The sequence below is a fragment of the Hydrotalea sp. genome, assembly GCA_030054115.1.
Taxonomy (GTDB): domain Bacteria; phylum Pseudomonadota; class Alphaproteobacteria; order JASGCL01; family JASGCL01; genus JASGCL01.
On sequence record JASGCL010000007.1, the window covers coordinates 1 to 25,106 of the forward strand.

The window sequence follows — 25,106 nt, forward strand, 5'->3', positions numbered from 1 at the left end:
TCATCTTTATTGGTATGTTTTTTCAATAGCACGAATGGCGCGGCGTTGCAAGGGGGGGGTACGCAGGCGATAAAAAGAAAAACTAGAGCTTATGTTGTATTCTATGGCGAATCACTTCATAATACTATACTTTTATTTTAGATGAGAATCTAGAATAAAAACTAAAGGGACATTTTATTAACAAACTATATAGAGAAAGGAGGTGAGAAACATGTTAACTACAAATTATAACAAACCTAAAAAAAGCTATGTGCATTGTATAAAATACAATCCATTAGCAAAACGGCCAGCAGATGCAAAAAATCTTGAATCATCTCAAGATGTAGTAGCAGTGGCTAAACGAAAAGAAGAAGATAAATAATCTTCTACGATTCATTCTGAGCCCATAATAATATCCGACTAAGGTTATTGTTTGAGGAAATGGGTTTCAGGAAAAAGGTGGCCAGCGATTCTGCTGGCCACCTTTCTTTTTTTAAAGAAGTTTTTAATTTGACAATGGTATAAAAAGAAAATACAATTGGGCATGTATATTTCTGCCAAAAAATTATTAGAAATGGGCGATAAAATAAATGATTATCGCCTCGATTCAAGTTTGTTTTTGCTTGAGCCCCACGAATATGATTATGACCTTTATTTACAAAAAGCCGTAAAAGAAAAAGACGGCTCAATAACCCTTATCACCGAGGAAGGTTTGGATTTTGCTTTTGACCCTGAGCGCGAGGTTTGTGTTCGCGTCGATAGAAGCGATGGATATGTAGCTAGGTTAAATAAATTAGCAGACCTTAATAGCGACCATTAAGTTTATATCAGCCAACCCGCCTCTTGCTTATATTCATCCATGTCTAATTGTTGCTGGCGTTGTTGTAACGGCAATTTATATTCGTCTTTAATTTTTCCGTCATTGGCCAATCGGTCAAGAATCATTTCGTAATATTCTTCGTTCAATTCACAAGAAATAAATTGTCGTAATAATTTTTTGCAAAGCACCAATTCGGAGCCGCTACCGCCAAACAAAATAAAAACCTTATCCTGTTCTTTGGTGCAGGATTTTATAAGCATTTCAACCAAGGGCAAGGGAATTTGGCAGGCGTGAAATGTTTTATCCTTTGAAACATTTTTAACAAGGTCGTAATAAAACCATGAATAGGGCATGCGGCCCAAATGGCCATCTTGAATCCTTTGTTGGATTCTTTTGTCATTTGGGTTTTGATAAGGGACGGCAATTGCGTCTTTGTAAAAATTATTATTTTTGCTTTTGGTGGCGTGCAAGATAGAACGATGCGCCGTCGTCAAGCGGCGCGGCGTATGGCCAACATTGGTGTTGTAAACCCAAACATAATCTTGCACGTCGTAGGCATTGTCGTCTAAAAATTTTACGCGCAGGTGGGCATTCTGCTTTGGGTAATTCATCATAAATAAATTGCCGGTTGGTTTTAACACGCGCAGGGATTCGCGGGTTAGTTCGATATACCACTCAATATATTCATCCCACTTTTTGGTATAATCACTGCCGTGGTAATTGATGCCAACATTATAATCGGGGTCGCCGTAAACCAAGTCGAGCGATTCATCGGGCAGGCTTTTTAAAACCTTAATTACATCGTCATTAAAAACGCGGTTAAAAGATAAATTTTGCATGATGGTTATTCGTGGATAAGATGATAGCTTGCTGATTTAATAAATTCTATTGAGCCCATGTCTTCTGGATTTTTAAAACGATAACACCACAAGTTGAGAATATTTGAAAGCTTGTCTTTGCGCGTAAGATAAACTGCGTAGATTTCTTTTAACGAACCATTTACTTTCTCATCCTTCCTCGCTTGATGATAATAGTAGCAAGGATTAAATAATTGATAAATAGAGAAGTCTATCGGCGTGCCATTTTTGGCTTCAAACACCGCGACCACCCCTTGATATTCAATGGTTAAATCAATTTCCATCTGTAAGGATTTTTTTGTTTCAACCAATTGGTTATTTATTAAATAAGACATTTGGTATTTTGTCCGATGCGGAAAATAAGTCTTTGGTCTTTTTTTAATATCGGGATGATTAACATCGCAATTTTCACCAAAAACAAAATGGTGCAAAATCCTTTGATTGTTGGCAACCGATAACAGATTGCTTTCGCTTGTATTGTAATTATTTAACAAACTTTTTTGATATGGCCATTGGATTTGGTCATTTGTTAGTTCAAACGTATGATATAAGTTATTTATACCATATACGAATTGATGATAGCCGCCCCCTAGATGAATCAATCCATAATTCATCTCCCGTAAAATAGGTGGCAATTTAGTTGACGAATCTATTTTCGTGACGTCAAATTGATTGCTAAATGTTCCTTGAGAAATTTTTTTAACATCATCGTTATGAAAGACAAAATCGCCTTTCTTTTTACAATCAGTAAATAATATCTCAATGATTTGTTTTTTGCTTAATTTTTTCTTAATCATAACTACCCTCCTTTTTCTAAATTAAAGTGATTCTTTTTATACGACAAGTTTTAATTTAGGAGATAGTTGCATGCGCGTGGTTTGCCGCGCGAAATAAATAAAGAATCATGCTACATTTGTGGCATGGTTAAGCAACCCCTGCCCGATTTGTTTTCTATCATGGCGCCGACGCCGCGCGCCGGGCCCGACGCGCCGCGCTCAACCACAATAATGAATGACGCAACGCATGCCGCAACGAATGACGCATCAGACAAGGCGGCCACCCGCGCCGCCGCAAACCCCGCCCCCAATGATTCGCCCGAACCGGTCGGGGTTATTTCGGCGCGGTTGAAATCGGCCATCGAACAGCAATTCGACCATGTGCGGGTGGTGGGCGAAATTTCCAGTTTTAAGCAAGCCCCGTCTGGCCATGGGTATTTTAATTTGAAAGACCCCGATGAAAAAGAAAAATCGGTGCTGAATTGTTTTTTGTTGAAACATAAATTTTCTTACTTGCCGTTCAAACCGGTCGAGGGCATGATGGTAGTGGCCACCGGAAAAATCAGCACCTACGCCGCGCGGTCGAATTACCAATTATTCATCGACCGATTGGAATTGGCCGGCACCGGCAATTTGTTACAAATTTTGGCCGAACGCAAACAAAAACTATTGGCCGAGGGTTTGTTCGACGCCGCGCGGAAAAAGCCCCTGCCGCCATTTCCCAAAACCATCGGCGTTATCACATCGCCGACCGGCGCGGTGATACGCGACATCATCCACCGCGTTACCGCGCGATTCCCCTGCCACGTTTTGCTTTACCCCGTGTTGGTCCAGGGCGAGGGCGCACCGGCCGATGTGTGCCGCGCCATTGCCGCGATGAATCAATTGTCGGCGGGCGACGAACAATTCCCCCGCCCCGACGTGTTGATTATCGCGCGTGGTGGCGGCGCGTTAGAGGATTTATGGACGTTCAACGAGGAAGCCGTGGTGCGTGCCGTCGCGGCCAGCACCATCCCCACTATTTCGGCCATCGGCCATGAAACCGACACCACCCTTATCGATTTTGCGGCCGACATGCGCGCCCCCACCCCGACCGCCGCGGCGGAAATCGCCCTGCCATTTTTATTGACCGATGTCTTGCAACAATTAAGCGACAGCCAAGCGCAAATCGCCCGCGTCAGCCAACGCATGATAAACCAGTTTGAAAAAAACCTTGCCCATTGGCGGGCACGTATTTTATCCCCCGCCAATATCATTGCGCAAAAAACCACCGCGTTAAATGTTGCGACCAACGATTTGCGGCAATGGCAAAAATATTTTTTTGCCGAACGCGGCGAAAAAATGGCAACCCTTGGCCGGTTATTGGAATCGCTGTCTTATAAAAAAACATTGCAACGCGGTTACAGCATCGCGCGGCAACAGGGGGAAATTGTGTCGCGCAAATCGGCCATTGCGCCGCACCAATCGGTCGCGTTGGAATTTGCCGACGGCGAAATTAACTTGCCGCCAGCAACATCAAAAAGCGAATGAGGCTTTAAGCGCGGACGCCAAGCGGCCGACATTAAGCGTCGGGCAAGGCGTTGAAACGTTTTTCGGCGTCGACCATGAATTTGGCGCGTTCTTCATCGGTCGCATTTTGCATACGCTCGCGCAGAATTATATGCCCAGCATCGCCATTGTTGCACATTGCCATAACATGGGCACGCATGTTTTGCCCGATTTCGGCGAATGAATTGCCGGTGATAACGGTGTCGCACGCGCCGCCCATTTCTTTGCACATTACTTTTTTCATGATTTTTACCTCTTCATAAAATAGTTAGGTTGGTTTGTTGCTTCATTCTATCGCAAGTTGCTTCCATCGCGCAACAACAAAATTATTGCGCGTTGGAATTTGCCGACGGCGAGATTACCCGCGCCGTCACCATCAACATTAAAAAGCAAATAAAGCCCAGATAAAGTCCAGATAAAGCCCGGGCAAAGCCAACCCGAACCCTTAGGCGTCGGGTAAGGCGTTGAAGCGTTTTTCGATACCCGCCAAAAATTCGGCGCGGTATTCGGCGGTCACGTTGTCCATGCTGTCGCGTAGCGCTATGTGGGCGGCATCACCCTTGTCGCACATTTCCTTAAGGTGGGCATGCATCGCCTTGCCCATTTCGCTGAAGGAGTTAGCGCTGAGGGGGGCGTCGCAAACGCCACCCATTTCTTTGCAATGTGTTTTCTTCATTTTTTCTTTTCTCTTTATAAAGTTGTTACAGGTTTATGGTTTGTCACGTTATTTTATCGCGAGGTTGCAGTTCACATCAAGGACAAATGTAATTATTTTTATTATTTTTTTAACCATGTCTTGCGCGGCACATGGAAAAAGGGTAAAAAAAAAATCATGAGGTGTTTTTTACCATTGTTGGGCATGGGCCGTGCCATAATTTTTGCGATATTTGTCATAACCCAGCCCTCATCGCTCCATGCCCAAACTGGTGCAGAAACCAAGGCAACGCCCACCGCCGCACCCAATAACAGCGACAGCATCGCCGATAAGGGGATAAAATCGGTTGCCGACCAGGCCATCACCCCGCCGGATTTTTTTCTGCGCGGCCAATTGCAACAGGGTGGATTCCTTATCGGCAAATTGCCCGATGTCAGCCGCGATAACCCGGGGGAAAAAATTGTCGCCGTTATTTATGGCGACCGGCATCTTACCCTGTCGCCGCCCATCAACCCCGCCACCGGCGCGGGCGACAAGCCTGCCTCTAATTCGGCCACCAAATCGGCCGCCAAATCAGCCAATGCTAGCACCAACGACGCGCGGGAATTTTTTATTGCCTTCGACCGAGAAGACCCAGCCGACCAACAAATAACCTTCGTCCTCAGCAATGGCAAAAAAATAACCGAAACATTTAAAATTAAACAATCGGTTTATGATATTCAACATGTCAACGGCGTCATGAACAAATATGTCAACCCCGACGCGGAACAAATCGACCTGATTAAAAAACAAAACGAGATGGTGGTTGCCCTACGCAAAACCAGCGATGAGACAAATTTTTCGCCGCTGGCGCAATTTATTTGGCCGGCCGAGGGGGAAATCAGCGGCATTTTCGGCAGTCAACGCGTGCTGAATGGCGAAGCGCGCAACCCCCATTACGGCGTCGACCTGGCGTTAAAAATTGGCACGCCGGTGCGCGCGCCACAAAGCGGTAAAATAATATTGGCGCAGAAATTTTTTCTGTCGGGCAACACCATGGTTATCGACCATGGCATCGGCGTGCAATCGGTTTTCATGCACCTCGATAGTTTTAAGGTTAAGGAGGGCGATGTCGTGAAGCAAGGCCAATTGGTCGCGACATCGGGCAACACCGGCCGCACCACCGGCCCGCACTTGCATTGGCAGGTCAATTGGTATAGAAAAAAATTTAACGCGCAGTTTTTACCAAAAAATCAAAAGGTCGCAAAAAACTAATCATGCTTATTATCCTGTCGCCCGCCAAAAAATTACAATCGCCAAAAAAATCGACAGCGCAACCCTTAACCAGCCCGATGTTTTTTTCATCGGCGATGGCTATTGTCGATTTGTTGCAACAAAAAAAACCTGCCGAATTAAAAAAATTCTTGCGCGACGCAATGGATATTTCCGATAAATTGGTCGAGGAAAATTTTGCAAGATTTTTGAATTTTAAAAAAGACAACACCATCGGCACGCCGGCGGCCTTGACCTTTGCCGGCGATACGTTCCAAGGGTTGAAGCCCGAGCAATGGAGCGCGACGGAAGAAAAAATCGCCAGTCAACATCTGTTCATTCTTTCGGGGCTTTATGGTTTGTTGCGGCCGTTTGATATTATTCAACCTTACCGCATGGAAATGGGAATCGAGCTAGCACTTGACGGCCACAAAAACCTTTATGAATTTTGGCGGGCACACATCACCGATGTTTTGCAAACCGAGCGTGAGCTCATTGTTAATTGCGCGTCGAACGAATATGCGTCTGTCATTGACCAAAAAAAATTAAACGCGCCGTTTTTGACGATTGATTTTAAAATGGCAAAGCAGAACAAATTACAAAGCCCCGGCATGGTGATAAAAAATTTTCGTGGCCAGATGGCATCGGCCTTGATAAAAAAAATGGCGCGCGGCGCGCGCATCACCCCCGATGTTATCAAAAACACGCCGGTCGCGGGTTATGAATTTTCAGCAAACGCTTCGACCGACGCGGTTTTTTGTTTTGTGAAATAATACGTCTATAGCCGGCCGATTTGACAGACTTCGCGCAATGTAATAAAAGTAATCATGAGCTTTCTTTCCGACCCCGAATTTTATCACGTTGTCTATTTAAGTTTTTGGGTTGCCTTTTATAGTATATTTTTTGCCTTCGTGCTTGGCTTTCCCTTTGGCTTGCTCATCGGCATGAATAGTTTCCGCCTGAAAAAACTAACCCTGCTGGCGGTCAGCAGTTTCCTCGCCTTCCCCTCGGTGGTGGTTGGTTTGTTGGTGTTTTTGTTATTGTCGCAAGTCGGGCCGCTCGGCGGGCTCGATTTGCTTTTCACCCCAACCGGCATGGTCATTGCCCAGGGGTTGCTGGTTTTGCCATTCGTGATATTCACCAGCCAGCAACAGATAAACCAAGTTTACGACCGTTACCGCCCGTTGTTTAAATCGTTAAAAAAAAGCAAATGGCTTTCGGCCATGACGATTATTTACGAGGGGCGGATTCAAATCCTCACCATGCTGGCCAATGGTTTTGCCCGCGCCCTGTCGGCCATTGGCGCGGTGATGATCGTCGGCGGCAACATCAGTGGCCAAACGCGGCTCCTCACCACCGATATTTCGTTGCAAATCAGCCAGGGGAATTTTGCCCTCGCCCTTGCACTGGGTGCGATATTGCTGGCTATCTCGCTTATCATCAACACCGTGGTTTTTTTATTACAAGATGCGATTAGAAATTAAACACCTGTCATTGGAGCTAGGCGGTCAAGTTATTTTTAACGACCTGAATGCCACCCTGCCGGTCAAGGACTGCCTGTTTTTGCTGGGGCCAAATGGCGCGGGCAAAACCGTTCTGCTAAATATATTGGATGGGCTTATCAAACCACGCACCGGCACCGTTCATGTCGCGCCGCGCGCACGGCATGTCAGTTTTGTTTTCCAGCGTCCGGTTTTTTTAAAACGCACCGTGTGGCAAAATCTGGTTTTTCCCTTAAGCAATTCTTGGCAACGGATGTTGGGGCACGGCCTGACGCCGGCCGAGCGCGAACGCGCCGAACAATTGCTCATTGATTACAACCTGACCGCGCTACGCAACAACCAAGCCAACGCCTTGTCGGGTGGGCAACAACAACGTCTTGCCATGGCGCGCGCCCTTATCACCCGGCCGCAATTGTTGTTGATGGATGAACCGACCGCGCACCTTGACCATGAATCGACCGCACAATTTGAAAACTTGACGCGCCACGAATTGGCAAATGGGATAAAGGTTATTTTTGTCAGCCACGATTTGAACCAGGCAAAACGCCTGGCCGACGATATTGCCCTGATGCACAATGGCAAAATTGTCGTTTGCCAACGCAACCGCGATTTCTTTACACAGCCAAAAAACGAATTGCAAAAAAAGTTCTTGTCTGGTAATTTGCTTTTCTAATGAAAAAAATTCTACCCTTGGCGGTGCTGGTGTTGGCCTCGCTTATTGGCTTTTACCTTATCAACCATTATGGTTTGTCGTTGCAATTGTTGCAGGCGCAAAAAGAAACCATCAACAATTTTATCGATGGTAATTTTTTATTGGCCACTGTTGGGTTTTTGTTATTATACGCCTTGGTTGTCGCCTTAAGCCTGCCGATTGCCAGTTTGCTGACATTATCATCGGGTTTTTTCTTTGGCACGTGGCTGGGCGGGTCGCTGACCGTGCTGGGCGCAACCATCGGCGCGACGATTATTTTTTGGGTCGCCAAGACGTCCTTGGGCGAATCGTTGCGGCAAAAGGCCAAAAAATCAAAGGGCATTTATAACAACATCGCGTCGGAGATTGAGGCCAACCAATGGTCGGGCATGTTGTTTTTGCGGCTGATTCCGGCCTTTCCTTTTTTCTTGGTGAATATTGTGCCGGCATTTTTTAATGTCTCAACCCTGGTGTTTTTTATCACCACCTTGGTTGGTATTGCGCCGGCCAGTTTCATCTACGCCAACATCGGCACGCAATTGGGGAGCATCTCGTCGCTGTCGGGTTTGGTATCGCCCAATATATTGCTGGCCTTCACCGGTTTGGGCTTGCTGGCGTTGTTGCCGGTGGTGGTAAAAAAAATCCGCAGAAAATAATTTTGCAAATATTTTTTGCAAATATTTTTTTATTAGGCCAGTAGCTTTTTCAAATTGGCTTCTGCATTATAACCATGGCGATGATATTCGCGCACGATGAAGGGAATGCTGGCATTGAGAAACTCCACCCGCTCGACCTCGGTAAAGTCTTTTTCATAATCAAGCGTAAGATAACATGGCGACTGCGGATTGCGCGATAAAATATGCTCGCCCAGCAATTCGCTGGCAAAAATAACATTGGCAAATCGATAGGCTAGGTCAATAGTTTCCGCGCCGCCGATAACGCTTGCCTGGTGGTCGCAAGCCTGCAAGGCCGCCCCCATATCATCAAACACGGCCGCGCCGTCGGGTGGATTTAAGTTTTTTTGCCGGCTGATGATAATATTTTTTCTGTGGGGCAATGGTTTCCGCGGCAGGCTGTCCCATGTTTTTCGCCCCATGATGATGGCGGGGGTGGCGATATTGCTCATAACCCGTGGTGCCATCGTCAATTTTTTAAAATTTTGCATATCCTCAGGCAAATGGTCCCACGGCAGGCAATTACCATCACCAATAATTTTTTTTCCATCATGCTGGGCAAAGGCAAATACCAACGAGACAAATGGCGAACCAAAGGCTTCGGTCATTATTTTTTTGCCGGCGATGCTTCTTGCCGCGCGTCCGATTTTCCCCATTCTTCTTGGTAATGTTTGACCACCGGTTGGTTTTCGTCAAAGCCGTAACAGCTGTTTACCAGCCGCGACAACCCCTTCGTATTATTGCTGTCGCGCAACCGCGCCGTAACAATGGTTTGATATGCCACCGTCGCCATTATCGGCAACATGTCGGTCAGGTGCGTGCAACCGGCAACGCCGTGAAATAATTCTTTTACCTTGCGCGAAAAACCGGCGGCAATTTGCACCCCGACCAATTTTTCAAAATAATTGGGGGTGATTTTATTGCAAATGCGATAGGGCGAGGCATTGGTAACCGCATGCGCCGATTTAATCGTCATGGTATCATCCAGCGTTAGGCGCAGGCGCATTTCATGCAATGGGTCGCCCGATTTTATGGTGCCGCGGTCAAAATTGTCAAAATCATAACCCTTGGTGTCTTTTAGCCAGGCCTCAATATCCCACAACCCATCGTCGCGTTTAAAACCGGCGGCCTCTATCCGGCGGGTGTGATATAACTCGCGCCGCGTGGTAACCGCGGGCATGATATTGTCGGCTGTTGCGTTGTTTTTTTCTGTCATGATTTTTTCCCTATCGACGCATCGTATCATAAATTACGCGGCCAAGCAAACCTGCGCTAAACCTGTGCACCGCTAGGGCAAGGGCTACCTTACCAACAGCCCGCCAATTTTTCGCTTGGTCTTTTTTATTTTTATTTTTTTTATTTTTATTTTTTTAATCTGTTGTTTTTCCAACGCCAACACAACGAAGTGAAAGCCAAAGGCGGTGATGCCGACCCCAACCTCGGGGACAATTTTTGCCTCGCGCAGTAACAGGCCGGCGATGGTGTTGACCCCTTCCTCCGGCAAATCCCAACCATATTCACGGTTAAGGTTGCGCACCGTGACGGTGCCCATGGCGACCACCGACCCGTCGTCCGTCTGCATCATTTCTTTTTTGGGTTGGCCGATGTTTTCGATATCACCGACAATTTCGCTCAAAATATCCTCCAACGTTACCACGCCCTTAAAAACACCATATTCGTCTATGACAATTGCGAAATGATTGCCGACCTTGCGAAATGCCTGCAACTGATGCGCCAGGGTGGTTGAAATCGGCACGAACCATGGTTTGTCGGCCAATTTAATCAATTGTTTTTTGGTCAAACCATTTTGCCACAGGTTTTTTTTCAACACCTCCTTGGTGTGAAAAACGCCGATGATTTTATCCGGGTCGTCTTGATACAATGGCAAATGGCCGTAACGTGATTGGCTAATCGCCGCCAGCATTTTTTTTAACGGCCAGGCGGTGGATATCATCTCGACCGAGTTGCGATAGGTCATGGCACTATCCAACGCATTGTCGGCCAAATCGAGAATCGATTGCAACATCAATTTTTCATGTTTTTCGACTGCATCGCTTTCTTCCTGCATTTCTATCACGCCGCGCAATTCGTCATCGCGTTCGCCGGCATGGTCTTTTTTTAAACGGAACAACCATATCACCGCACGGTTCATGCCCTCTATCAACCATGTTAATGGTCGGGTTATATAACTAACCACCACCAGGGGGTAAGCCAAGGACAAGACAATTTTGTTTGCCATGTAGACCGCGATGTTTTTGGGAATGATCTCGGTAAATATGACCATCACCGCCCCCATCGCGCTGGCGGCAATCGCCAACCCCCGGACGCCGAACATCGATGTCATGAAATAGGTAAAATAAGATGCCAAAAAAATATTCAGCAGGTTGTTACAAAGCAACATCACGGTAATAAGCCGTTCTTTATTTTCTAATATACCAACCGCCAATTTTGCCGCCGGTGATTTTTTATCGCGCGCGATAGACACCATGCGCGGCAAGGACGCCGCCGATATGGCCGTTTCCGCCGCCGAAAAAAATGCCGCCAATATTAACAATACCCCGAGCAATAAAATTTGCGGCAAATAGGTAATAAAAACCTGCGTCATGCGCCTGTCCCATCCCCTTGCCGAATCTGGGTTATGGTTTGCCGCCGGCTGAATAATGGCGCGGGATTAAAAATAGCGATAGAAAAATAATGGGAAACGATAAATCGTCTCTGCTCAGGAACGGAATCAGGCATAATAGGTATAAAAAATTCGGTATTTATAAATGATAAGTTGCAACCGATGTAGGATGATTATAAGGGAAAAATTATCGAAAATCAAGCATAAATGCAATCTTAAGAAATGATTCATGCCGCGCAAATTCATGGCAATAATTTGTTGCAACAATTTATTAACCGGTGAATCGGTGTTATAATGCAAACCATGCAATGGCAAGATGAAGGGTTTATCACCCGTGCGGTTATTTTTCACGAGCAGTCGCTACGGCTGTTTATCTTCACCCGCGACCATGGGCTTTACACCGGCATTCACCGCTACACCAAGAACAAGGCAACCCGCCAGCAATTTCAACGCGGCAATTTGTTGCGCGCCACGTGGCACGCGCGGTTGGAGGATCACCTGGGCGAATGGCGCACCGAATTGCTCGCGCCATTTGGTGGCTATGCCCTTTCTTTTTCGGCAAAAAAATTACAGGCTTTTGAATCTGCCCTGGCCCTGCTCGCCAGTTTATTGCCCGAGCGTATGCCCATGCCGCAACTTTATGACGAGGCCGTTGCGTTGCTTCGCGCCTTCAGCGGTCGCAACAATGTGGTCGACGACCCCGATGATTACCTATCGGCCTATTGTCGGTTTGAATATCAACTGCTCGCCCATTTGGGTTATGGTTTCAGCCTGCACCATGGGCAGGAGGTTGTGTTGTTAAACCAAAACCGCGGCGACAATTTGGCGGCGGCACAATCGCGGGGCGAGCCCTTCCTCCCCCTGCCGCCATTTTTGCTCGACCCGCAATTGGCGGCGAGCGATAGTTGCAAGGCGCAGGCCCTGGCCCTGTCGGGATATTTTTTGGAACGGCTTTTTATCAGCGTGAAAAAAAACGGCCTGCCAACCATACGCCAACAATTGGCGGGCAAGGTCGCGGCGTAGCGGCGCAACAGATTTTATTTTACCAATTGGTTATTTTGCTATTTATTTTATCACGCTGGATAAAAAATCCTGCACCGCCGGCAAGGGGATTGTTTTATCTATCGTCGCCTCGCCCAGCGATTTTAACAAGATGAAAACCAATTGCTGGTTGCTGACTTTTTTGTCATGTTGCATGTGGGCCAGCATCGCATCAACCGACCATTCATAGGCTGGCAAATCTGACAATTTGGTTGGCAATTTGGCGCGTTGTAATAATTTTTCTAACCGTGCGCTGATGTTGTTTGTCTTGTCATTTGTCTTGCCCAGCGATTCCGAAAAACGCGCCGCCAGCATCATGCCGACCGCCACCGCCTGGCCATGCAGGACGCCATCTTCCCACAGGCGTTTGTATTGATATTCGGCCTCTATCGCGTGGGCAAATGTATGACCAAAATTCAGGAGCATACGGCGTGAACTTTCTTTCTCATCCTGCATCACGACCTCGGCCTTCATCTTGACCGATTGTTCTATCGCGTGGCTGACGGTTGCGGGGTCGAGCGCGACCAGTTTTTCCATGTTAACCTCCAGCCATTGAAAAAAATCCTCGCTCATAATCGCGCCGTATTTTATAATTTCGGCGATGCCGGCACTGACCTCGGCCTGCGGCAAGGTTTTTAAAAAATCGATATCGGCCAGCACCAAGCTTGGTTGGTGAAACGCGCCGATTAAATTTTTGCCCATGTTGGAATTGATGCCGGTTTTGCCACCGACCGAGCTATCGACCATGGCGAGCAACGTCGTCGGCACCTGAATAAAATTGATGCCGCGTAATAATGTCGCGGCGCAAAACCCCGCCAAATCCCCCACCACGCCGCCGCCGACCGCCAGCAACCACGATTGCCGTTCCAAGCCGCAGGCCAATAGTTTTTCGCTTAAATCGGCATAACGGAGGAGCGACTTGCTTGCCTCCCCCGCGGTGACCAGCAATTGAACAATTGTTTTGTCGGGAAAATTATTGGCGATATCGTCTTTAATTTTTTCGCCGTAATGATTGGTTAAGCCGACATCGATAACCAGCGGCAAGGTCGCGCCTTTTATTTTTTCGCGGTCGATGTAATCAACCAAATTGGCCAGCAAGCCATGGCCGACAACGACATGGTAGGCATGAGTCCCGAATCTCAGCGGAATGGTAATTGGTTTGTTTAAAGAGTAGGACAAATGCGGTGAGACGGGGTTGAAGCGTTGCGTTGTTGGGTAAAAAATTTTGAAGGCTTATTCGCCTTTTACAGCTTCAGCTATACCATGTTTGATAAGGATAGACAACAACCGCGACATATTCTTTTTTTTTGAACCGCCGCCCAGCGGGCCAAAGGGCAAAATAATATCCGCCGTCATGTATGTCGCGCGACGTGCGTTATAAATTTCACGCAATTTCTTTCTGGGGTTTTTGTCCTTTAGCAATGGGCGGTCCTTGCCGTGGCGCACCCGCATCCACAATGCCCAAACCGGCGCGTCGATATAAATCGTAACCACCTGCTGTTCGCGCAATAATTTTCGGATGGCGGGGTTGATAAACGACCCGCCACCGCCGGCGATAATTTTGTTGTTGTTTTTTTTATTTGCCGTGGTGCTAAGGATTTTTTTCATCACCGACAATTCTTTTTTGCGAAAATAATCCTGGCCCAGGGCGGGGTCGGTAAAAATATCGGTGATGGATTTCCCCTCCATCGCAATAATCACCTCATCGGTGTCGATAAAATCAACACCGATAGCCTCGGCCAGCAATTTGCCGACCTTGCTTTTGCCCGAACCCATCATCCCGACCAGGAATACCGATGATTTCAAACGATAAGTATTTTTTTTAGCCGCCAACATTTTTTAATTTTTTTCCCCCTAGCCTTTTTATATAATTTTTGCCTTTTCTTTTTGCTTGATTTTCGATGGGTTTTCAATCATAAAATCAGCCATAAGCAAGAATAAGCAGAAACAATCTATAAAATAATTATTGCCCGAAAGAATTACATGACCAACCACAACCTGCAACCACCAAAAAGTCACTTCGTCAATGGTGATTATATGGAAAGCACCGATAAAAGCGGCGCGTTCGATTCGCTTTACCCGACGACCTTGGAAAAAATTGCCACCCTTTATAACGCTGACGACGCGGTTATCAACGCCGCCATTGCCGCCGGGGAAAAGGCCTTTGCCATTTGGGCCAACACCCCTGCTTCTACCCGTGGCAAAATTTTACGCCGCGCCGCCGAATTAATAAGGGAGAACAACGACGAATTGGCGCGCATCGAAACGCTTGATACCGGTAAGGCAATCGCCGAAACCATCGTCGCCGATGCTTTATCCGGCGCGGATTGCTTGGATTATTTTGGCGGGATTATTCAAGGGCAAACGTCCGATTATATTCCGCTGGGCGATAATTTTGCCTACACCCGCCGCGAACCCTTGGGCATTTGCCTAGGCCTTGGGGCGTGGAATTACCCGATACAAATTGCCTGTTGGAAATCGGCACCATGTTTGGCGACCGGCAATGTGATGATATTCAAACCGGCGTCGGTCACACCCTTGAGCGCGCTAAAATTGGCGGAGATTTATAAAAAAGCCGGCCTGCCCGATGGCGTGTTCCAAGTGTTGCAGGGCAATGGCGCTATCGCCGACAAATTGGTGCGCCATGAAAAAATTGCCAAGGTTTCGCTAACCGGTTCGGTCGCAACGGGGAAGAAGGTCATGGCCGCCGCGTCGGAGACATTAAAAAAAGTTACATTGGAGCTTGGCGGTAAATCACCGCTGATAGTTTTTGACAGCGCGAATATCGACGCCGCGGTGTCGGGTGCGATTTTGGGAAATTTTTATTCGTCGGGGCAAATTTGTTCCAACGGCACGCGGGTGTTTGTGCAACGCGGGGTTTATAAAGAATTCTTGGCCAGCTTAAAAACCCGCGCCGAAAAAATTATCCTGGGCGACCCATTGAACCCCAAAACCCATTTGGGGCCGGTGGTCAGCCAAACGCAATATGATAGTATTTTGCGTTATATCGATGTCGGTATCAAGGGTGGGGCGGCGTTATTAACCGGCGGCAAACCGGCGGTGGTGAAGAATTTCCCAAAGGGTTTATTCATTGCCCCGACGGTGTTTTACGATTGCACCGACGACATGACAATTTGTGTCGAGGAAATTTTTGGCCCGGTGATGTCGGTCTTGCCATTTGATAGCGAAGAAGAAGTCATCGCCCGCGCCAACCATAGCACGATGGGGCTGTCGGGCGGCATATTCACCAATAATTTACAGCAGGGCCACCGCGTCGCCGCCAAGTTGGAAACTGGCACCATTTGGATAAATAATTTTAACATCACGCCGATTGAAATGCCGTTCGGCGGTTACAAGGAATCCGGCCTGGGCCGCGAAAATGCCAAGGCCGTGTTGGAAAGTTACACGCAAATCAAATCGGTTTATGTTGAAATGGGCGTGGCGAGCGCGCCATATTAATTTTCTTTGTAATTTTTCTGGTAAGTTTTTTTATAACCATTGATGACCAACATCACCCGCGAATTTTTATTGCGCCAAGACGAGGTAACTGGCGGTTATGGGCTTATCGAAAAAATAACCAGCGATAAAAAAAACGCCGAGAAAAAAATAACTGAGAAAAAAATTATCACACCGCGCGGCCATTGGTTGGTTTTGCCGCAAAAAACCTTGGCCGACCATGTTGCCCGCGAATATGAAACATTGCCGATAGCCAAGCGATTTTTTGCGCCCCTTGCCATGACCATCATCGATAATGTTATGGCCAAACGCGCCGACCATGATTTCGCGTTTTTATCGTCGTTGCGCCACGACACAATTTTATTTGTCGATGATAACCACCAAGAATTAATGGCCTATTTAACATCGACCTGGCAACCATTGTGGCATTGGGCGGCACAATATTTTGGCACCGCCCTACCGATTGTTTATGATTTGCAACCACCGCCCCTGTCGCCAACCATTAGCGATAAGGTTCAAAAAAATATTGCCGCGTGGAATGATTGGCTGGCCGGTGCGGTGTTTTATTTGTCGGGGTTGTTGCAATCACCGCTCATCGCCATGTTTACGCTACAGCGTGATGTTCCGGCGGAGACGTTATTCGCCTACGCCTTTGCCGAGCAAGAATACCAAGCGAAAAAATGGGGCATCGACGCCGTGGCGCAGGCCAAAAAAAACGCCACCATCGCCGAAATTAACCAAACCCAAGCATTTATAAAATTGGTGCGGTAAAAAATAATTACCTTATTTAGACCATTGCAAAAACCAAACATGGGCATTGCCGCGCCGGCGGTCATCAATAATTTTAAATTCTGGCGGGCAAGATAAATCTATCTTCGGTTTGGTTTGAATAATAAAAAATCCATTTTGCGCCAATAGTTTTTTTTCCGCCACGCCATTTATAATCGCCGCCAATAAATCATCGCGGTCATATGGCGGGTCGGCAAAAATAACCTCGCTCGGCATGAATTCGCTGGGGATAAAACCAAAAGCACCGGGGAGTTTTTGCGGCACAATGGTCGCGCCATTTTCGACGCGCAACCGCGCAATATTTTCTTTTATCGCCGCCACCGCATCGGGCTGGTGTTCTATCAATAATATTTTTTCGGCACCACGGCTCATGGCCTCCAACCCCAGCAACCCCGCGCCGGCGCAAATATCAATCACCCGCGCACCCGATAAATCGCGACCCCATTTTTTATCGGTCAGCAACATGTCGAACATCATTTTTCGCGCCAACACGCCGGTCGGCCGCGTGCCCAGCCCCTCGGGCGTCTGCAACGTCCGTCCCTTAAAATTGCCGGAAAGAATCTTCACCGCCATGTTTTTTTTCCTCGCGTCAAGTTGTCATCGTCGTCGGTAGCGGCATTGTTTTTATCGCCGCGCTGGTTTCTTCATCCGTCGCGGGGCGCAGGACGCCGGGCGGCATGTTGCCGAGTATGAAACTGCCGTAACGCACGCGAATCAACCGCGACACCGGGTGACCTAGATATTCCATGATGCGTCTTATCTCGCGGTTTTTCCCCTCCAGCAATTCCATGTAAAGCCAACAATTTATTTTTTCCTTATCCTCAATTTTTGCCTTGATGCCACGATAATGAAAATCATCTATCGTTATGCCACCAGCCAGTTTTTCCAATTCGGCCGGGTCGGGTTGGCCAAACACCCGCACGCGGTAACCGCGCATAATTTCGCTCGACGGGTGCTCCCATTGGCGTTTAACCTCGCCATCGTTGGTCAGCAACAACAACCCCTCGCTATTGTAATCCAACCGGCCGATGGCCTTCAGGTTTTTTTTATCGGCCGGCAAAATATCGGCGATGCAGGCGCGTCCGCGGTCGTCGCTCATGCTGGTTATCATGCCGCGCGGTTTATGAAGCAGGTAAAATTGCACCGGCTGTTTCGCCACCAACGGCGTGCCATCGACCATTATCTCATCGCCATCGCCCACCAAAAATGCCGGCGTGGTCAGCACCGCGCCGTTAACGGCAATGCGCCCCTGCAATATCATTTCCTCGGCCATGCGGCGCGACGCCACACCATGCCGCGATAATTTTTTGGCGATGCGCTCTTTTTTAATAATTGATTCTTCGCTCATGCCACACCATAAAGCACCAAGGCCGATAACAACAGCAAAAAGGCAATGGCGGTTAAAATTAACCCACGCCAAATATCGCGCGCGCCCAAATTGGCGCGGCCCAGCCCGATGGTGGTGGTTTTCACAATGCCGCCCGGGTAAACGCGCCGCCCACCCAGGGTTATCGCCATCAGGCCGGCCAAGGCGGCCTCCGGCCAGCCGCTGTTGGGTGATGAATGGTTGGGGGCGTGGCCGATGATGATGCCGATGGTTTTAAAAAACCGCCACGGCGCAAATAATAAACCGGCGCACAAATAAAAAAACGCCGCCAAGCGCGCCGGCAAAAAATTTAACACATCGTCCAACCGCGCAGACGCCTTACCAAAATAAAAATATTGCTGGTTGGCGTAACCAACCATGCTGTCGGCGGTGTTGACAATTTTATATAGCATCATGCCGGGCAGGCCGAATAAAAAATAAAAAAACATCGGCGCGACCACGCCGTCAGAAAAATTTTCGGACAGCGATTCCAACGCGGCACGGGCGACGCCGGCGCGGTCTAACTTTTTTGCATCGCGGCTGACAATTTTTTGCACTTGAGCTTGGCCAGCGGTAAGGTTTTTTTCTAAACCCCGCGCCACCGCCGCAACATGGATGAATAAACTGCCCCCCGCCAGCATGAATGCAACCATGATAACCTCCACCACCGCCGGCAGGGTGATAAAACATAAACCAACCGCCGGCGCAATGGCCAGGATAATATAAACAACCCCCGCCATAAATTGCCGCAGGTTAGCGCGCCTAGGATTACCATGGTTGTTTTTTATTTTGGCTGGCGCGGCGCGATAAAGTATTTTTTCCAACAACAGCAACCACCAACCAATCACCATCACCGGGTGTAAAAAAAACTTGGCCAACATACGGTGCGTGCCCGCCCACCAATAAACCATGGCCAATAGCAATTCCAAACCACTACCAATGACCACCACCAACCCCGCCATACCACCCACCAAAAATAGCGGCGGCAAATGAAAAAAAGGCAAGGAAGACAACATAAGACAAGTATTTTTTAAGCGCGGATTCCAGCGGTTTTCCATCAAGATTTTTGAGCGGTTTTGATAGAAAACCCAGTGATTTATTGCTATAGATTATTTTGACAAACCGCGCCATGGAAAAGCCCATAGAAAAGCCAATGTAAAAGCCAATAACGCCAACAATCCTGCATGCAAAAAATCATCGCTTTTTTTAAAAAAATACCCCGCGCCTTACGGCTTGGCACTGCCGCGTCATTCATGGGGTTTGCATTTTACATGGCCTTTCGCCTGTTGCGCGGCGGGCACAGCAAGCGCGGTATTATTTCTTTGACCTCGTGGTTTTCGATGCTCGGCATCATGCTGGGGGTTGGCGCATTAATTGTCGTCATGTCGATTATGAATGGTTTTCGCATCGAACTCATCGACCGGATATTGGGTATTTCATCGCATGTGCAGATTTATGAAAAACATGGCGACTTGCTTGATAACACCGCGGGCAACGCCTTCACCGCCCTGCCCGGTATAATATCGGTCAGCGCGGTTAATGAATCCCAGGCGGTGTTGATTCGCGACCAAACGGCCTCGGCATTACTGATTCGCAGTTTAAGCGGTCAAGATATTGTCAAACGCTCGGTGTTCCGTGATTCGCTCACGCCGGACAGCCTGCCGTGGAGAAGTTTTGACCGAGGGGACGGCGTTGTCATCGGTGCCGGCCTGGCCAATGCCTACAATATCGAAATCGGCGATAAAATAACGCTGGTGCCGCCTTACCTAACCGAATCGAAGGTTGGTCTCCTGCCAAATCCCAAAGAATATAAAGTCATCGGCATTTTCCATATCGGCATGAATGATTACGACCGCAACATTGTTTTCATGCCGCCGAAAATTGCCAGCGGTTTCATGCGCCAGGGCGATGGCCAGGTGCAAAAGCTGGAAATCATGATTCAAAAACCCGGCGAAAGCAAAGAATTTTTAAAAATGCTAAAACCAAAACTTGCCGATAACGAGGTCGCGCTCGATTGGCAAAGCAACAACGCGCAATTGGTGTCGAGCCTGAAGGTCGAAAGCAACGTGATGTTTTTAATCTTGACGATGATAATTATGGTTGCGGCCTTTAACGTCGTCTCCGGCCAATCGATGTTGGTGAAGGAAAAAAAATCGACCATCGCCATCGTCCGCGCGACCGGTGGCAGTCGTTGGCTGGTGATGACGATATTCCTCATCGCCGGCTCATCGCTCGGCATTATCGGCACGTGCCTTGGCACGTTATTCGGTGTGTTAATCGCCAGCCACGCCGAGGCCATCCGCCAATTTATACAAAAATTAAGCGGCACGCCAATTTTCAGCCCGGAGGTTTACTACCTCACCCAATTGCCGTCAAAAATTATTGTCTCGGATGTGATTCTTATCAATTGTTTGGCCCTGATGATTTCTATCCTCGCCGCCCTGTGGCCGGCCATCAACGCCAGCCGATTACCACCCGCCGATATTTTGCGTCACGAATAATGGAAAAAAATAATAAATGAGCCAGAATAAAAAAATGTCAGCCCCAACCATCCTAGAGGTAAAAAATTTAAACCACGAGTTCTCGCTCGGCGGTGAAAAAATTTCGCTGTTCAAAAACCTCAACCTAAAATTAAAGGCCGGCGACGCGGTGGCGTTGCTCGGCGCGTCGGGCGCGGGGAAAACGACCCTGCTTAACCTGCTGGGGCTGATGGCCAATGTGCAAAGCGGTGCGATTTTGTTGCATGGTAAAAACACCAGCAATTTTAACGAAGCGGCCAAAAACAATTGGCGCGGCCACACCATCGGTTTTGTGTTTCAACATCATTATTTGATTGATGAATTGACCGCGCTGGAAAATGTCGCAATGCCGTTGCTGGTGCTGAAGAAAAAAAGAAGATTTGCCACCGACCGCGCCACCGCCCTGTTGCAACGGGTTGGGCTGGGCGCGCGATTGCGCCATTACCCGGCGCAATTATCGGGCGGTGAACGGCAACGCGTCGCCCTGGCGCGGGCGTTGGTGCATGAACCAACATTGTTGTTGGCTGACGAGCCAACCGGTAACCTCGACCCCGAAAACGCCGACAAGGTTTTTAATATCCTGCTGAAGGAAATCGCCAGCCGCAACATGGCCGCTATCATTGCGACCCATGATTGGCAACGCGCCAAACAGCTTAAAAAACAATTATTGATTAAGGATAAAAAATTGCTCGGCGGCAATTAAGCAAAAAATTATCGCCCAAAAAGCCGCTGCGCTTTAGGCCAAGGTTGCCCCCGCAAAACCTCATTTCCATCGCAATTGTCGCTTTATTATGCCACTTGAATATGATATGGAAATAAGTTATCAAGCCCAGATGGCGGAATTGGTAGACGCGCAAGTTTCAGGTACTTGTGGTGGCAACATCGTGGAAGTTCGAGTCTTCTTCTGGGCACCATAATGGACAATATCATCCAACCAGCAACAACATTTAAACCCTAAGCTAAAAAAACTAACATGACCGACGTATTTTTTCCCGTTATCGACAGCCAACAGGGGCCCGAAAATGCCATCGACATCAGCGGGCTTTGCAAATCCTATAAAAAGCGCAAGGGCGCGCCCGAGGTCACTGCGCTGGATAATGTTTCGCTGAAAATAAAACGCGGCAGTATTTCCGCGCTCCTCGGCCCGAACGGCGCGGGGAAATCGACCCTTATCAATATCTTGGGCGGGCTGACAATGAAAACCTCGGGGTCGGTTAAAATATGGGGCATCGATATTGATAAGGACGCGCGCAACGCCCGCGCCGCCATCGGCATTGTGCCGCAAGAATTAAACATCGACCCATTTTTTGTGCCCGACGAATTGTTGGAATTGCAAGCTGGCCTCTATGGCATTAAGAAAAAAGACCGCCACACCATGGAAATTTTGGACATGGTGGGGCTCAAGGATAAGGCCAAAACCTACGCACGGAATTTATCGGGTGGCATGCGCCGCCGATTGCTGGTGGCCAAGGCGATGGTCCACAACCCACCAATTTTGGTGTTGGACGAACCAACCGCCGGCGTCGATATCGACCTGCGCCGCCAATTGTGGGATAATGTGCGCGCCCTGAATAAAAACGGCGTGACGATTCTGCTCACCACTCATTATTTGGAGGAAGCCGAAGAATTATGCGACGACATTGCCATCATCGATAAGGGGAAATTATTGGTGCATGAGAAAAAAGACATCTTGTTAAAAAAACTCGATGCAAAAAGCCTGCAATTTGTTTTGTCCGCGCCCTTACCGGCCGAGGCCGCTATTTTACAACAATTTTCTTGCCAACAAACCGCGACCGATGATGGTTTCCTGCTCAAGGTTTCCTATAAACCGAGCGACCATTCGGCGGGCGAAATTGTTGATATTATCAAGAACCAACAACAGGTTGTGATAAAAGACATCACCAGCCAAGAATCAGATTTGGAGGATATCTTCCTGCAATTAACCAGGAAGGTTCCACCGCCATCATCCCCCGACCAACCGCAAGCATGACGCAACAAAAAACCACTTCCCCGCGCCGCAACGCTGGCCAGCGATGCCTGATAAGCCTGATGCTGGTTGGTTTTTTTTATCTAGCTGGGATTTTTTTTTCTGCTGATTTTTTTGCACAACCCGCGATAGGGCAAACCGCAACCCCCGCGACCTCCCCCAGCAACAAGACCCAACTGGCCAAAACATCGGGCTATGTGGGGAGCAATCGCATCCCCAACGATGAGGGCTTCGCCGATTTGGTGGCAAAATTATCACCCGCGGTGGTTAATATCAGAAGCCTGCAAACCGAGGTCATCAAGTCTGGCGATGCCGGCGTCCCCCCCGAATTGCAAGAGTTGTTTAAACATTTTGGCTACACCCCGCCCGACAATTATGACAAGAAAGGTGGCAAACCGCAAAAACGCACCATCGCCGGCATTGGCTCGGGGTTTTTAATATCGAAGGATGGTCTGGTCGTCACCAATAACCATGTTATCCAAAACGCCAGCGAGGTTCGTGTTACCCTGTCGAACGACCGGAGCTATGTTGCTAAGGTTATCGGCCGAGATGACCGCACCGATGTTGCCTTGCTAAAAATTAACGGCACCAACCTGCCCCATGTGACATTTGGTAATTCTGACAAATTGCGGGTTGGCAATTGGGTTATCGCCATCGGTAACCCTATCGGCCTGGGCGGGTCGGTATCGGTCGGCATTGTGTCGGCGCTGGGGCGCAATATCGGCGCCGGCCAATATGACGATTTTATCCAAACCGATGCCGCCATCAACCGTGGCAATTCGGGCGGCCCGCTGTTTAATATCAAGGGCGAGGTGGTTGGCATCAACAGCATTATCTATTCCGAAACCGGCGGCAACATCGGCATCGGTTTTGCCATTCCCGCCAACCAAGCTATCGATGTTATCGAGCAAATAAAACGTTACGGCAGTCCACGCCGCAGTTGGCTGGGGGTCGCCCTGCAAGAGGTCGACGAGGACATGGCACAGCAATTTGGCCTAACCAACAGCCCGCGCGGCGCGTTGATTGTCGGCGTTGTCGATAAAAGCCCGGCCGCCACCGCTGGGCTTAAAATCGGCGACATCATTTTAAAAATCGATAACCAAGAGGTAAAAAAATCGCAAAACCTGCCACGAATTGTCGCCAGCGAAAAAAGCGGCAAGGCGGTCAACCTGACCATTTGGCGAAACAAGCAAATTGTCACCAAAAATATTGTGCTATCACTGCTCAACCGTAGCGACGATGATATCAACAAAAGTGCCATGACGGTATTTAAAAAGATTCAGGGCGGCGGTATAGTCATCGACAACCTCGGCTTTGCCATCAGAAATATTACCGACCAAGATCGTGCCATCTTATACCTCTCCAGCGATTTACCCGGCGTGCTTATCTCGGCCTTCACCAACGATGCCAATAAAAACAAGGGCGATAGCATCGCCAACGATGTCATGATTGGCACGCTGATTTTATCAATCGATGGCCAAACCGCCAGCAATGCCGAATTGGCCGCCGCGCAATTAAAAAAACTTATCCTCAGCAAGAAACCCTTCCCAATGTTTATTTTTGTCCCGGGCAGTGGTTTTGCCCTGGTAAAAATTGACCCAACCCAAAATTAAATCATGCTTAAAAAAATATTCTCCCTACCCCGCACCCTATTGTTATTGATGCTGTTGGCGTTTTTGCCGGCCTGCGCCAACGACACGCCACCACTCAACGGCGGCACGGCGGAGGATACCTACAACCTCGGCATCGGCCTTTATCGCGACGGCAATTTTGTCCAGGCCGCCAAAACCTTTGAAACCATCCCTTATAATTTCCCCTATTCCAAGGCGGTAAAGAATTCTTACATCATGGCGGCCTATAGTTATTACCAAGCGCAAGACCAGGTCAATGCTGGTGCCTTGGTCGATGTTTTTTTAAGCCTTTACCCCAGCGACAACTTATCGTCCTACGCCCTTTACCTGCGCGGCATGTCCTATTTTGAGCAGATAGAAGACGCGCGCCGCGACCAATCGCTAACCGAGGAATCGCTAAAGAGCTTCAACCAACTAATTACCAGTTTCCCCAACACCATCTATGCCAAGGATGCCGCCAGCAAGCGCGGCCTTCTGCTTGACCAATTGGCCGCCAAGGAAATGAACGTCGGTCGGTTTTATTTAAATCGCGGCGAAAGCACCGCGGCCATCAACCGATTTAAAACCGTTATCGATAGTTATGGCCAAACCAGCGCGGTGCCCGAGGCCTTGGCGCGGCTGGTCGAAATCTACACCATGGCGGGGGTAAAGGACGAGGCGCAACGTTACGCCGCCCTGTTGGGCAAAAATTACCCGGCCTCGCCCTGGTATCGTTATAGTTACGACCTGGTGATGAAAAATAAAAAAGCCACCCCACCGGCGACTCGCCCCGACAAGCCATTGGACAAAACCAAACCAAATAAAAAAATTATCACCCCACCCAGCACCTTACCCACCAAGCCGTCCAACAGCCAAACGCCAGGCGCGCAGTAAAATAAGGCGCGGGTGGGCGGCGATTCAAATCTTGCCCCAAAATTGCCACCAATTACCGATAAGAAAAA

Annotated in this window: 28 protein-coding genes and 1 tRNA gene; 17 read left to right on the plus strand and 12 right to left on the minus strand. The window is 48.4% G+C overall.

Annotation, left to right across the window (positions count from 1 at the left end; all coding sequences use genetic code 11):
* The first annotated feature begins 211 nt into the window (after window positions 1-211).
* The gene (locus tag QM529_02495; protein MDI9313533.1) at window positions 212-361 is read left to right on the plus strand and encodes a hypothetical protein; all 150 of its coding nucleotides are present in this window, start codon (window positions 212-214) and stop codon (window positions 359-361) included.
* Between the two features lie 192 nt (window positions 362-553).
* Entirely contained in the window at window positions 554-799 is a 246-nt protein-coding gene (locus QM529_02500; protein ID MDI9313534.1) for a hypothetical protein, read from the plus strand.
* Window positions 800-801: 2 nt separating this feature from the next.
* Here QM529_02500 and QM529_02505 read toward each other — a convergent pair whose 3' ends face one another.
* Together QM529_02505 and QM529_02510 are read right to left on the minus strand one after the other, a co-directional pair.
* Window positions 802-1,638 (minus strand): site-specific DNA-methyltransferase, encoded by an 837-nt coding sequence (locus QM529_02505; GenBank protein MDI9313535.1) that lies wholly within the window; start codon window positions 1,636-1,638, stop codon window positions 802-804.
* Between the two features lie 5 nt (window positions 1,639-1,643).
* Window positions 1,644-2,453: a hypothetical protein gene (locus QM529_02510; GenBank protein MDI9313536.1), complete on the minus strand. Its 810-nt coding sequence runs from the start codon at window positions 2,451-2,453 to the stop codon at window positions 1,644-1,646.
* 123 nt (window positions 2,454-2,576) lie between these two features.
* Between QM529_02510 and xseA the strand changes: the two genes are divergently transcribed.
* Window positions 2,577-3,962, plus strand: coding sequence for an exodeoxyribonuclease VII large subunit (gene xseA, locus QM529_02515; protein ID MDI9313537.1), 1,386 nt, complete (start codon window positions 2,577-2,579; stop codon window positions 3,960-3,962).
* A gap of 31 nt (window positions 3,963-3,993) precedes the next feature.
* On the opposite strand, the gene QM529_02520 is transcribed toward xseA, so the two are convergent.
* Together QM529_02520 and QM529_02525 are read right to left on the minus strand one after the other, a co-directional pair.
* Window positions 3,994-4,224, minus strand: coding sequence for a hypothetical protein (locus tag QM529_02520; protein ID MDI9313538.1), 231 nt, complete (start codon window positions 4,222-4,224; stop codon window positions 3,994-3,996).
* A gap of 201 nt (window positions 4,225-4,425) precedes the next feature.
* A complete protein-coding gene (locus tag QM529_02525; GenBank protein MDI9313539.1) occupies window positions 4,426-4,656 on the minus strand; it encodes a hypothetical protein in 231 nt (76 codons plus the stop codon).
* Window positions 4,657-4,812: 156 nt separating this feature from the next.
* On the opposite strand from QM529_02525, the gene QM529_02530 reads away from it, so the two are divergent.
* Genes QM529_02530 through QM529_02550 form a run of 5 tightly spaced genes read left to right on the plus strand, consistent with a single transcriptional unit; the run spans window position 4,813 to window position 8,735 of the window.
* Complete coding sequence (locus QM529_02530; GenBank protein MDI9313540.1) at window positions 4,813-5,889, plus strand: M23 family metallopeptidase; 1,077 nt, start codon at window positions 4,813-4,815, stop codon at window positions 5,887-5,889.
* A gap of 2 nt (window positions 5,890-5,891) precedes the next feature.
* Window positions 5,892-6,659 carry a YaaA family protein gene (locus tag QM529_02535; GenBank protein ID MDI9313541.1) on the plus strand — a complete coding sequence of 256 codons (768 nt, stop codon included), beginning with the start codon at window positions 5,892-5,894 and terminating at the stop codon, window positions 6,657-6,659.
* Between the two features lie 54 nt (window positions 6,660-6,713).
* Complete coding sequence (locus QM529_02540; protein ID MDI9313542.1) at window positions 6,714-7,370, plus strand: ABC transporter permease; 657 nt, start codon at window positions 6,714-6,716, stop codon at window positions 7,368-7,370.
* Complete coding sequence (locus tag QM529_02545; GenBank protein MDI9313543.1) at window positions 7,354-8,061, plus strand: ATP-binding cassette domain-containing protein; 708 nt, start codon at window positions 7,354-7,356, stop codon at window positions 8,059-8,061. The genes QM529_02540 and QM529_02545 overlap by 17 nt, the downstream gene beginning before the upstream one ends.
* Complete coding sequence (locus tag QM529_02550) at window positions 8,061-8,735, plus strand: VTT domain-containing protein (GenBank protein MDI9313544.1); 675 nt, start codon at window positions 8,061-8,063, stop codon at window positions 8,733-8,735. Before QM529_02545 ends, QM529_02550 begins: the two co-directional genes overlap by 1 nt.
* Window positions 8,736-8,767: 32 nt before the next feature.
* Here QM529_02550 and QM529_02555 read toward each other — a convergent pair whose 3' ends face one another.
* From QM529_02555 to QM529_02565, 3 genes are all read right to left on the minus strand, one after another.
* Window positions 8,768-9,409, minus strand: coding sequence for a dihydrofolate reductase (locus QM529_02555; protein ID MDI9313545.1), 642 nt, complete (start codon window positions 9,407-9,409; stop codon window positions 8,768-8,770).
* Window positions 9,361-9,969 carry a DUF2889 domain-containing protein gene (locus tag QM529_02560; protein ID MDI9313546.1) on the minus strand — a complete coding sequence of 203 codons (609 nt, stop codon included), beginning with the start codon at window positions 9,967-9,969 and terminating at the stop codon, window positions 9,361-9,363. Before QM529_02560 ends, QM529_02555 begins: the two co-directional genes overlap by 49 nt.
* An 84-nt stretch (window positions 9,970-10,053) precedes the next feature.
* Entirely contained in the window at window positions 10,054-11,358 is a 1,305-nt protein-coding gene (locus tag QM529_02565) for a CNNM domain-containing protein (protein MDI9313547.1), read from the minus strand.
* A 312-nt stretch (window positions 11,359-11,670) separates the two neighbouring features.
* On the opposite strand from QM529_02565, the gene QM529_02570 reads away from it, so the two are divergent.
* Window positions 11,671-12,399: a recombination protein O N-terminal domain-containing protein gene (locus QM529_02570; GenBank protein MDI9313548.1), complete on the plus strand. Its 729-nt coding sequence runs from the start codon at window positions 11,671-11,673 to the stop codon at window positions 12,397-12,399.
* A 42-nt stretch (window positions 12,400-12,441) separates the two neighbouring features.
* Here QM529_02570 and aroB read toward each other — a convergent pair whose 3' ends face one another.
* Both aroB and QM529_02580 read right to left on the minus strand, forming a co-directional pair.
* Window positions 12,442-13,596, minus strand: a complete 1,155-nt coding sequence (gene aroB, locus QM529_02575) for a 3-dehydroquinate synthase (protein MDI9313549.1) — start codon at window positions 13,594-13,596, stop codon at window positions 12,442-12,444.
* Window positions 13,597-13,650: 54 nt separating this feature from the next.
* On the minus strand, window positions 13,651-14,253 hold the full coding sequence (locus tag QM529_02580; GenBank protein MDI9313550.1) for a shikimate kinase: 603 nt from the start codon (window positions 14,251-14,253) through the stop codon (window positions 13,651-13,653).
* A 147-nt stretch (window positions 14,254-14,400) separates the two neighbouring features.
* Here QM529_02580 and betB point away from each other — a divergent pair, with 147 nt between their 5' ends.
* Both betB and QM529_02590 read left to right on the plus strand, forming a co-directional pair.
* Window positions 14,401-15,876, plus strand: a complete 1,476-nt coding sequence (gene betB, locus QM529_02585; protein MDI9313551.1) for a betaine-aldehyde dehydrogenase — start codon at window positions 14,401-14,403, stop codon at window positions 15,874-15,876.
* A 42-nt stretch (window positions 15,877-15,918) separates the two neighbouring features.
* Window positions 15,919-16,644 carry a hypothetical protein gene (locus tag QM529_02590; GenBank protein MDI9313552.1) on the plus strand — a complete coding sequence of 242 codons (726 nt, stop codon included), beginning with the start codon at window positions 15,919-15,921 and terminating at the stop codon, window positions 16,642-16,644.
* A gap of 12 nt (window positions 16,645-16,656) precedes the next feature.
* On the opposite strand, the gene rsmD is transcribed toward QM529_02590, so the two are convergent.
* The 3 genes from rsmD to cbiB are packed head-to-tail and all read right to left on the minus strand — an operon-like array spanning window position 16,657 to window position 19,044.
* Entirely contained in the window at window positions 16,657-17,235 is a 579-nt protein-coding gene (gene rsmD / locus QM529_02595; protein MDI9313553.1) for a 16S rRNA (guanine(966)-N(2))-methyltransferase RsmD, read from the minus strand.
* Window positions 17,236-17,251: 16 nt separating this feature from the next.
* Window positions 17,252-18,010, minus strand: a complete 759-nt coding sequence (locus QM529_02600) for a pseudouridine synthase (protein MDI9313554.1) — start codon at window positions 18,008-18,010, stop codon at window positions 17,252-17,254.
* Window positions 18,007-19,044: an adenosylcobinamide-phosphate synthase CbiB gene (gene cbiB / locus QM529_02605; protein MDI9313555.1), complete on the minus strand. Its 1,038-nt coding sequence runs from the start codon at window positions 19,042-19,044 to the stop codon at window positions 18,007-18,009. Before cbiB ends, QM529_02600 begins: the two co-directional genes overlap by 4 nt.
* A gap of 168 nt (window positions 19,045-19,212) precedes the next feature.
* Between cbiB and QM529_02610 the strand changes: the two genes are divergently transcribed.
* The 6 genes from QM529_02610 to QM529_02635 all read left to right on the plus strand — a co-directional run bounded on the left by QM529_02610 (window position 19,213) and on the right by QM529_02635 (window position 25,038).
* Window positions 19,213-20,529 carry an ABC transporter permease gene (locus tag QM529_02610; protein ID MDI9313556.1) on the plus strand — a complete coding sequence of 439 codons (1,317 nt, stop codon included), beginning with the start codon at window positions 19,213-19,215 and terminating at the stop codon, window positions 20,527-20,529.
* Window positions 20,530-20,545: 16 nt separating this feature from the next.
* Window positions 20,546-21,250 carry an ABC transporter ATP-binding protein gene (locus QM529_02615; GenBank protein ID MDI9313557.1) on the plus strand — a complete coding sequence of 235 codons (705 nt, stop codon included), beginning with the start codon at window positions 20,546-20,548 and terminating at the stop codon, window positions 21,248-21,250.
* A gap of 124 nt (window positions 21,251-21,374) precedes the next feature.
* Window positions 21,375-21,461 (plus strand) — tRNA-Leu (locus QM529_02620).
* A gap of 59 nt (window positions 21,462-21,520) precedes the next feature.
* A complete protein-coding gene (locus QM529_02625; protein MDI9313558.1) occupies window positions 21,521-22,537 on the plus strand; it encodes an ABC transporter ATP-binding protein in 1,017 nt (338 codons plus the stop codon).
* Window positions 22,534-24,147: a Do family serine endopeptidase gene (locus QM529_02630; GenBank protein ID MDI9313559.1), complete on the plus strand. Its 1,614-nt coding sequence runs from the start codon at window positions 22,534-22,536 to the stop codon at window positions 24,145-24,147. Before QM529_02625 ends, QM529_02630 begins: the two co-directional genes overlap by 4 nt.
* 3 nt (window positions 24,148-24,150) lie before the next feature.
* Window positions 24,151-25,038, plus strand: coding sequence for an outer membrane protein assembly factor BamD (locus QM529_02635; GenBank protein ID MDI9313560.1), 888 nt, complete (start codon window positions 24,151-24,153; stop codon window positions 25,036-25,038).
* The last annotated feature ends 68 nt before the right edge of the window (window positions 25,039-25,106 follow it).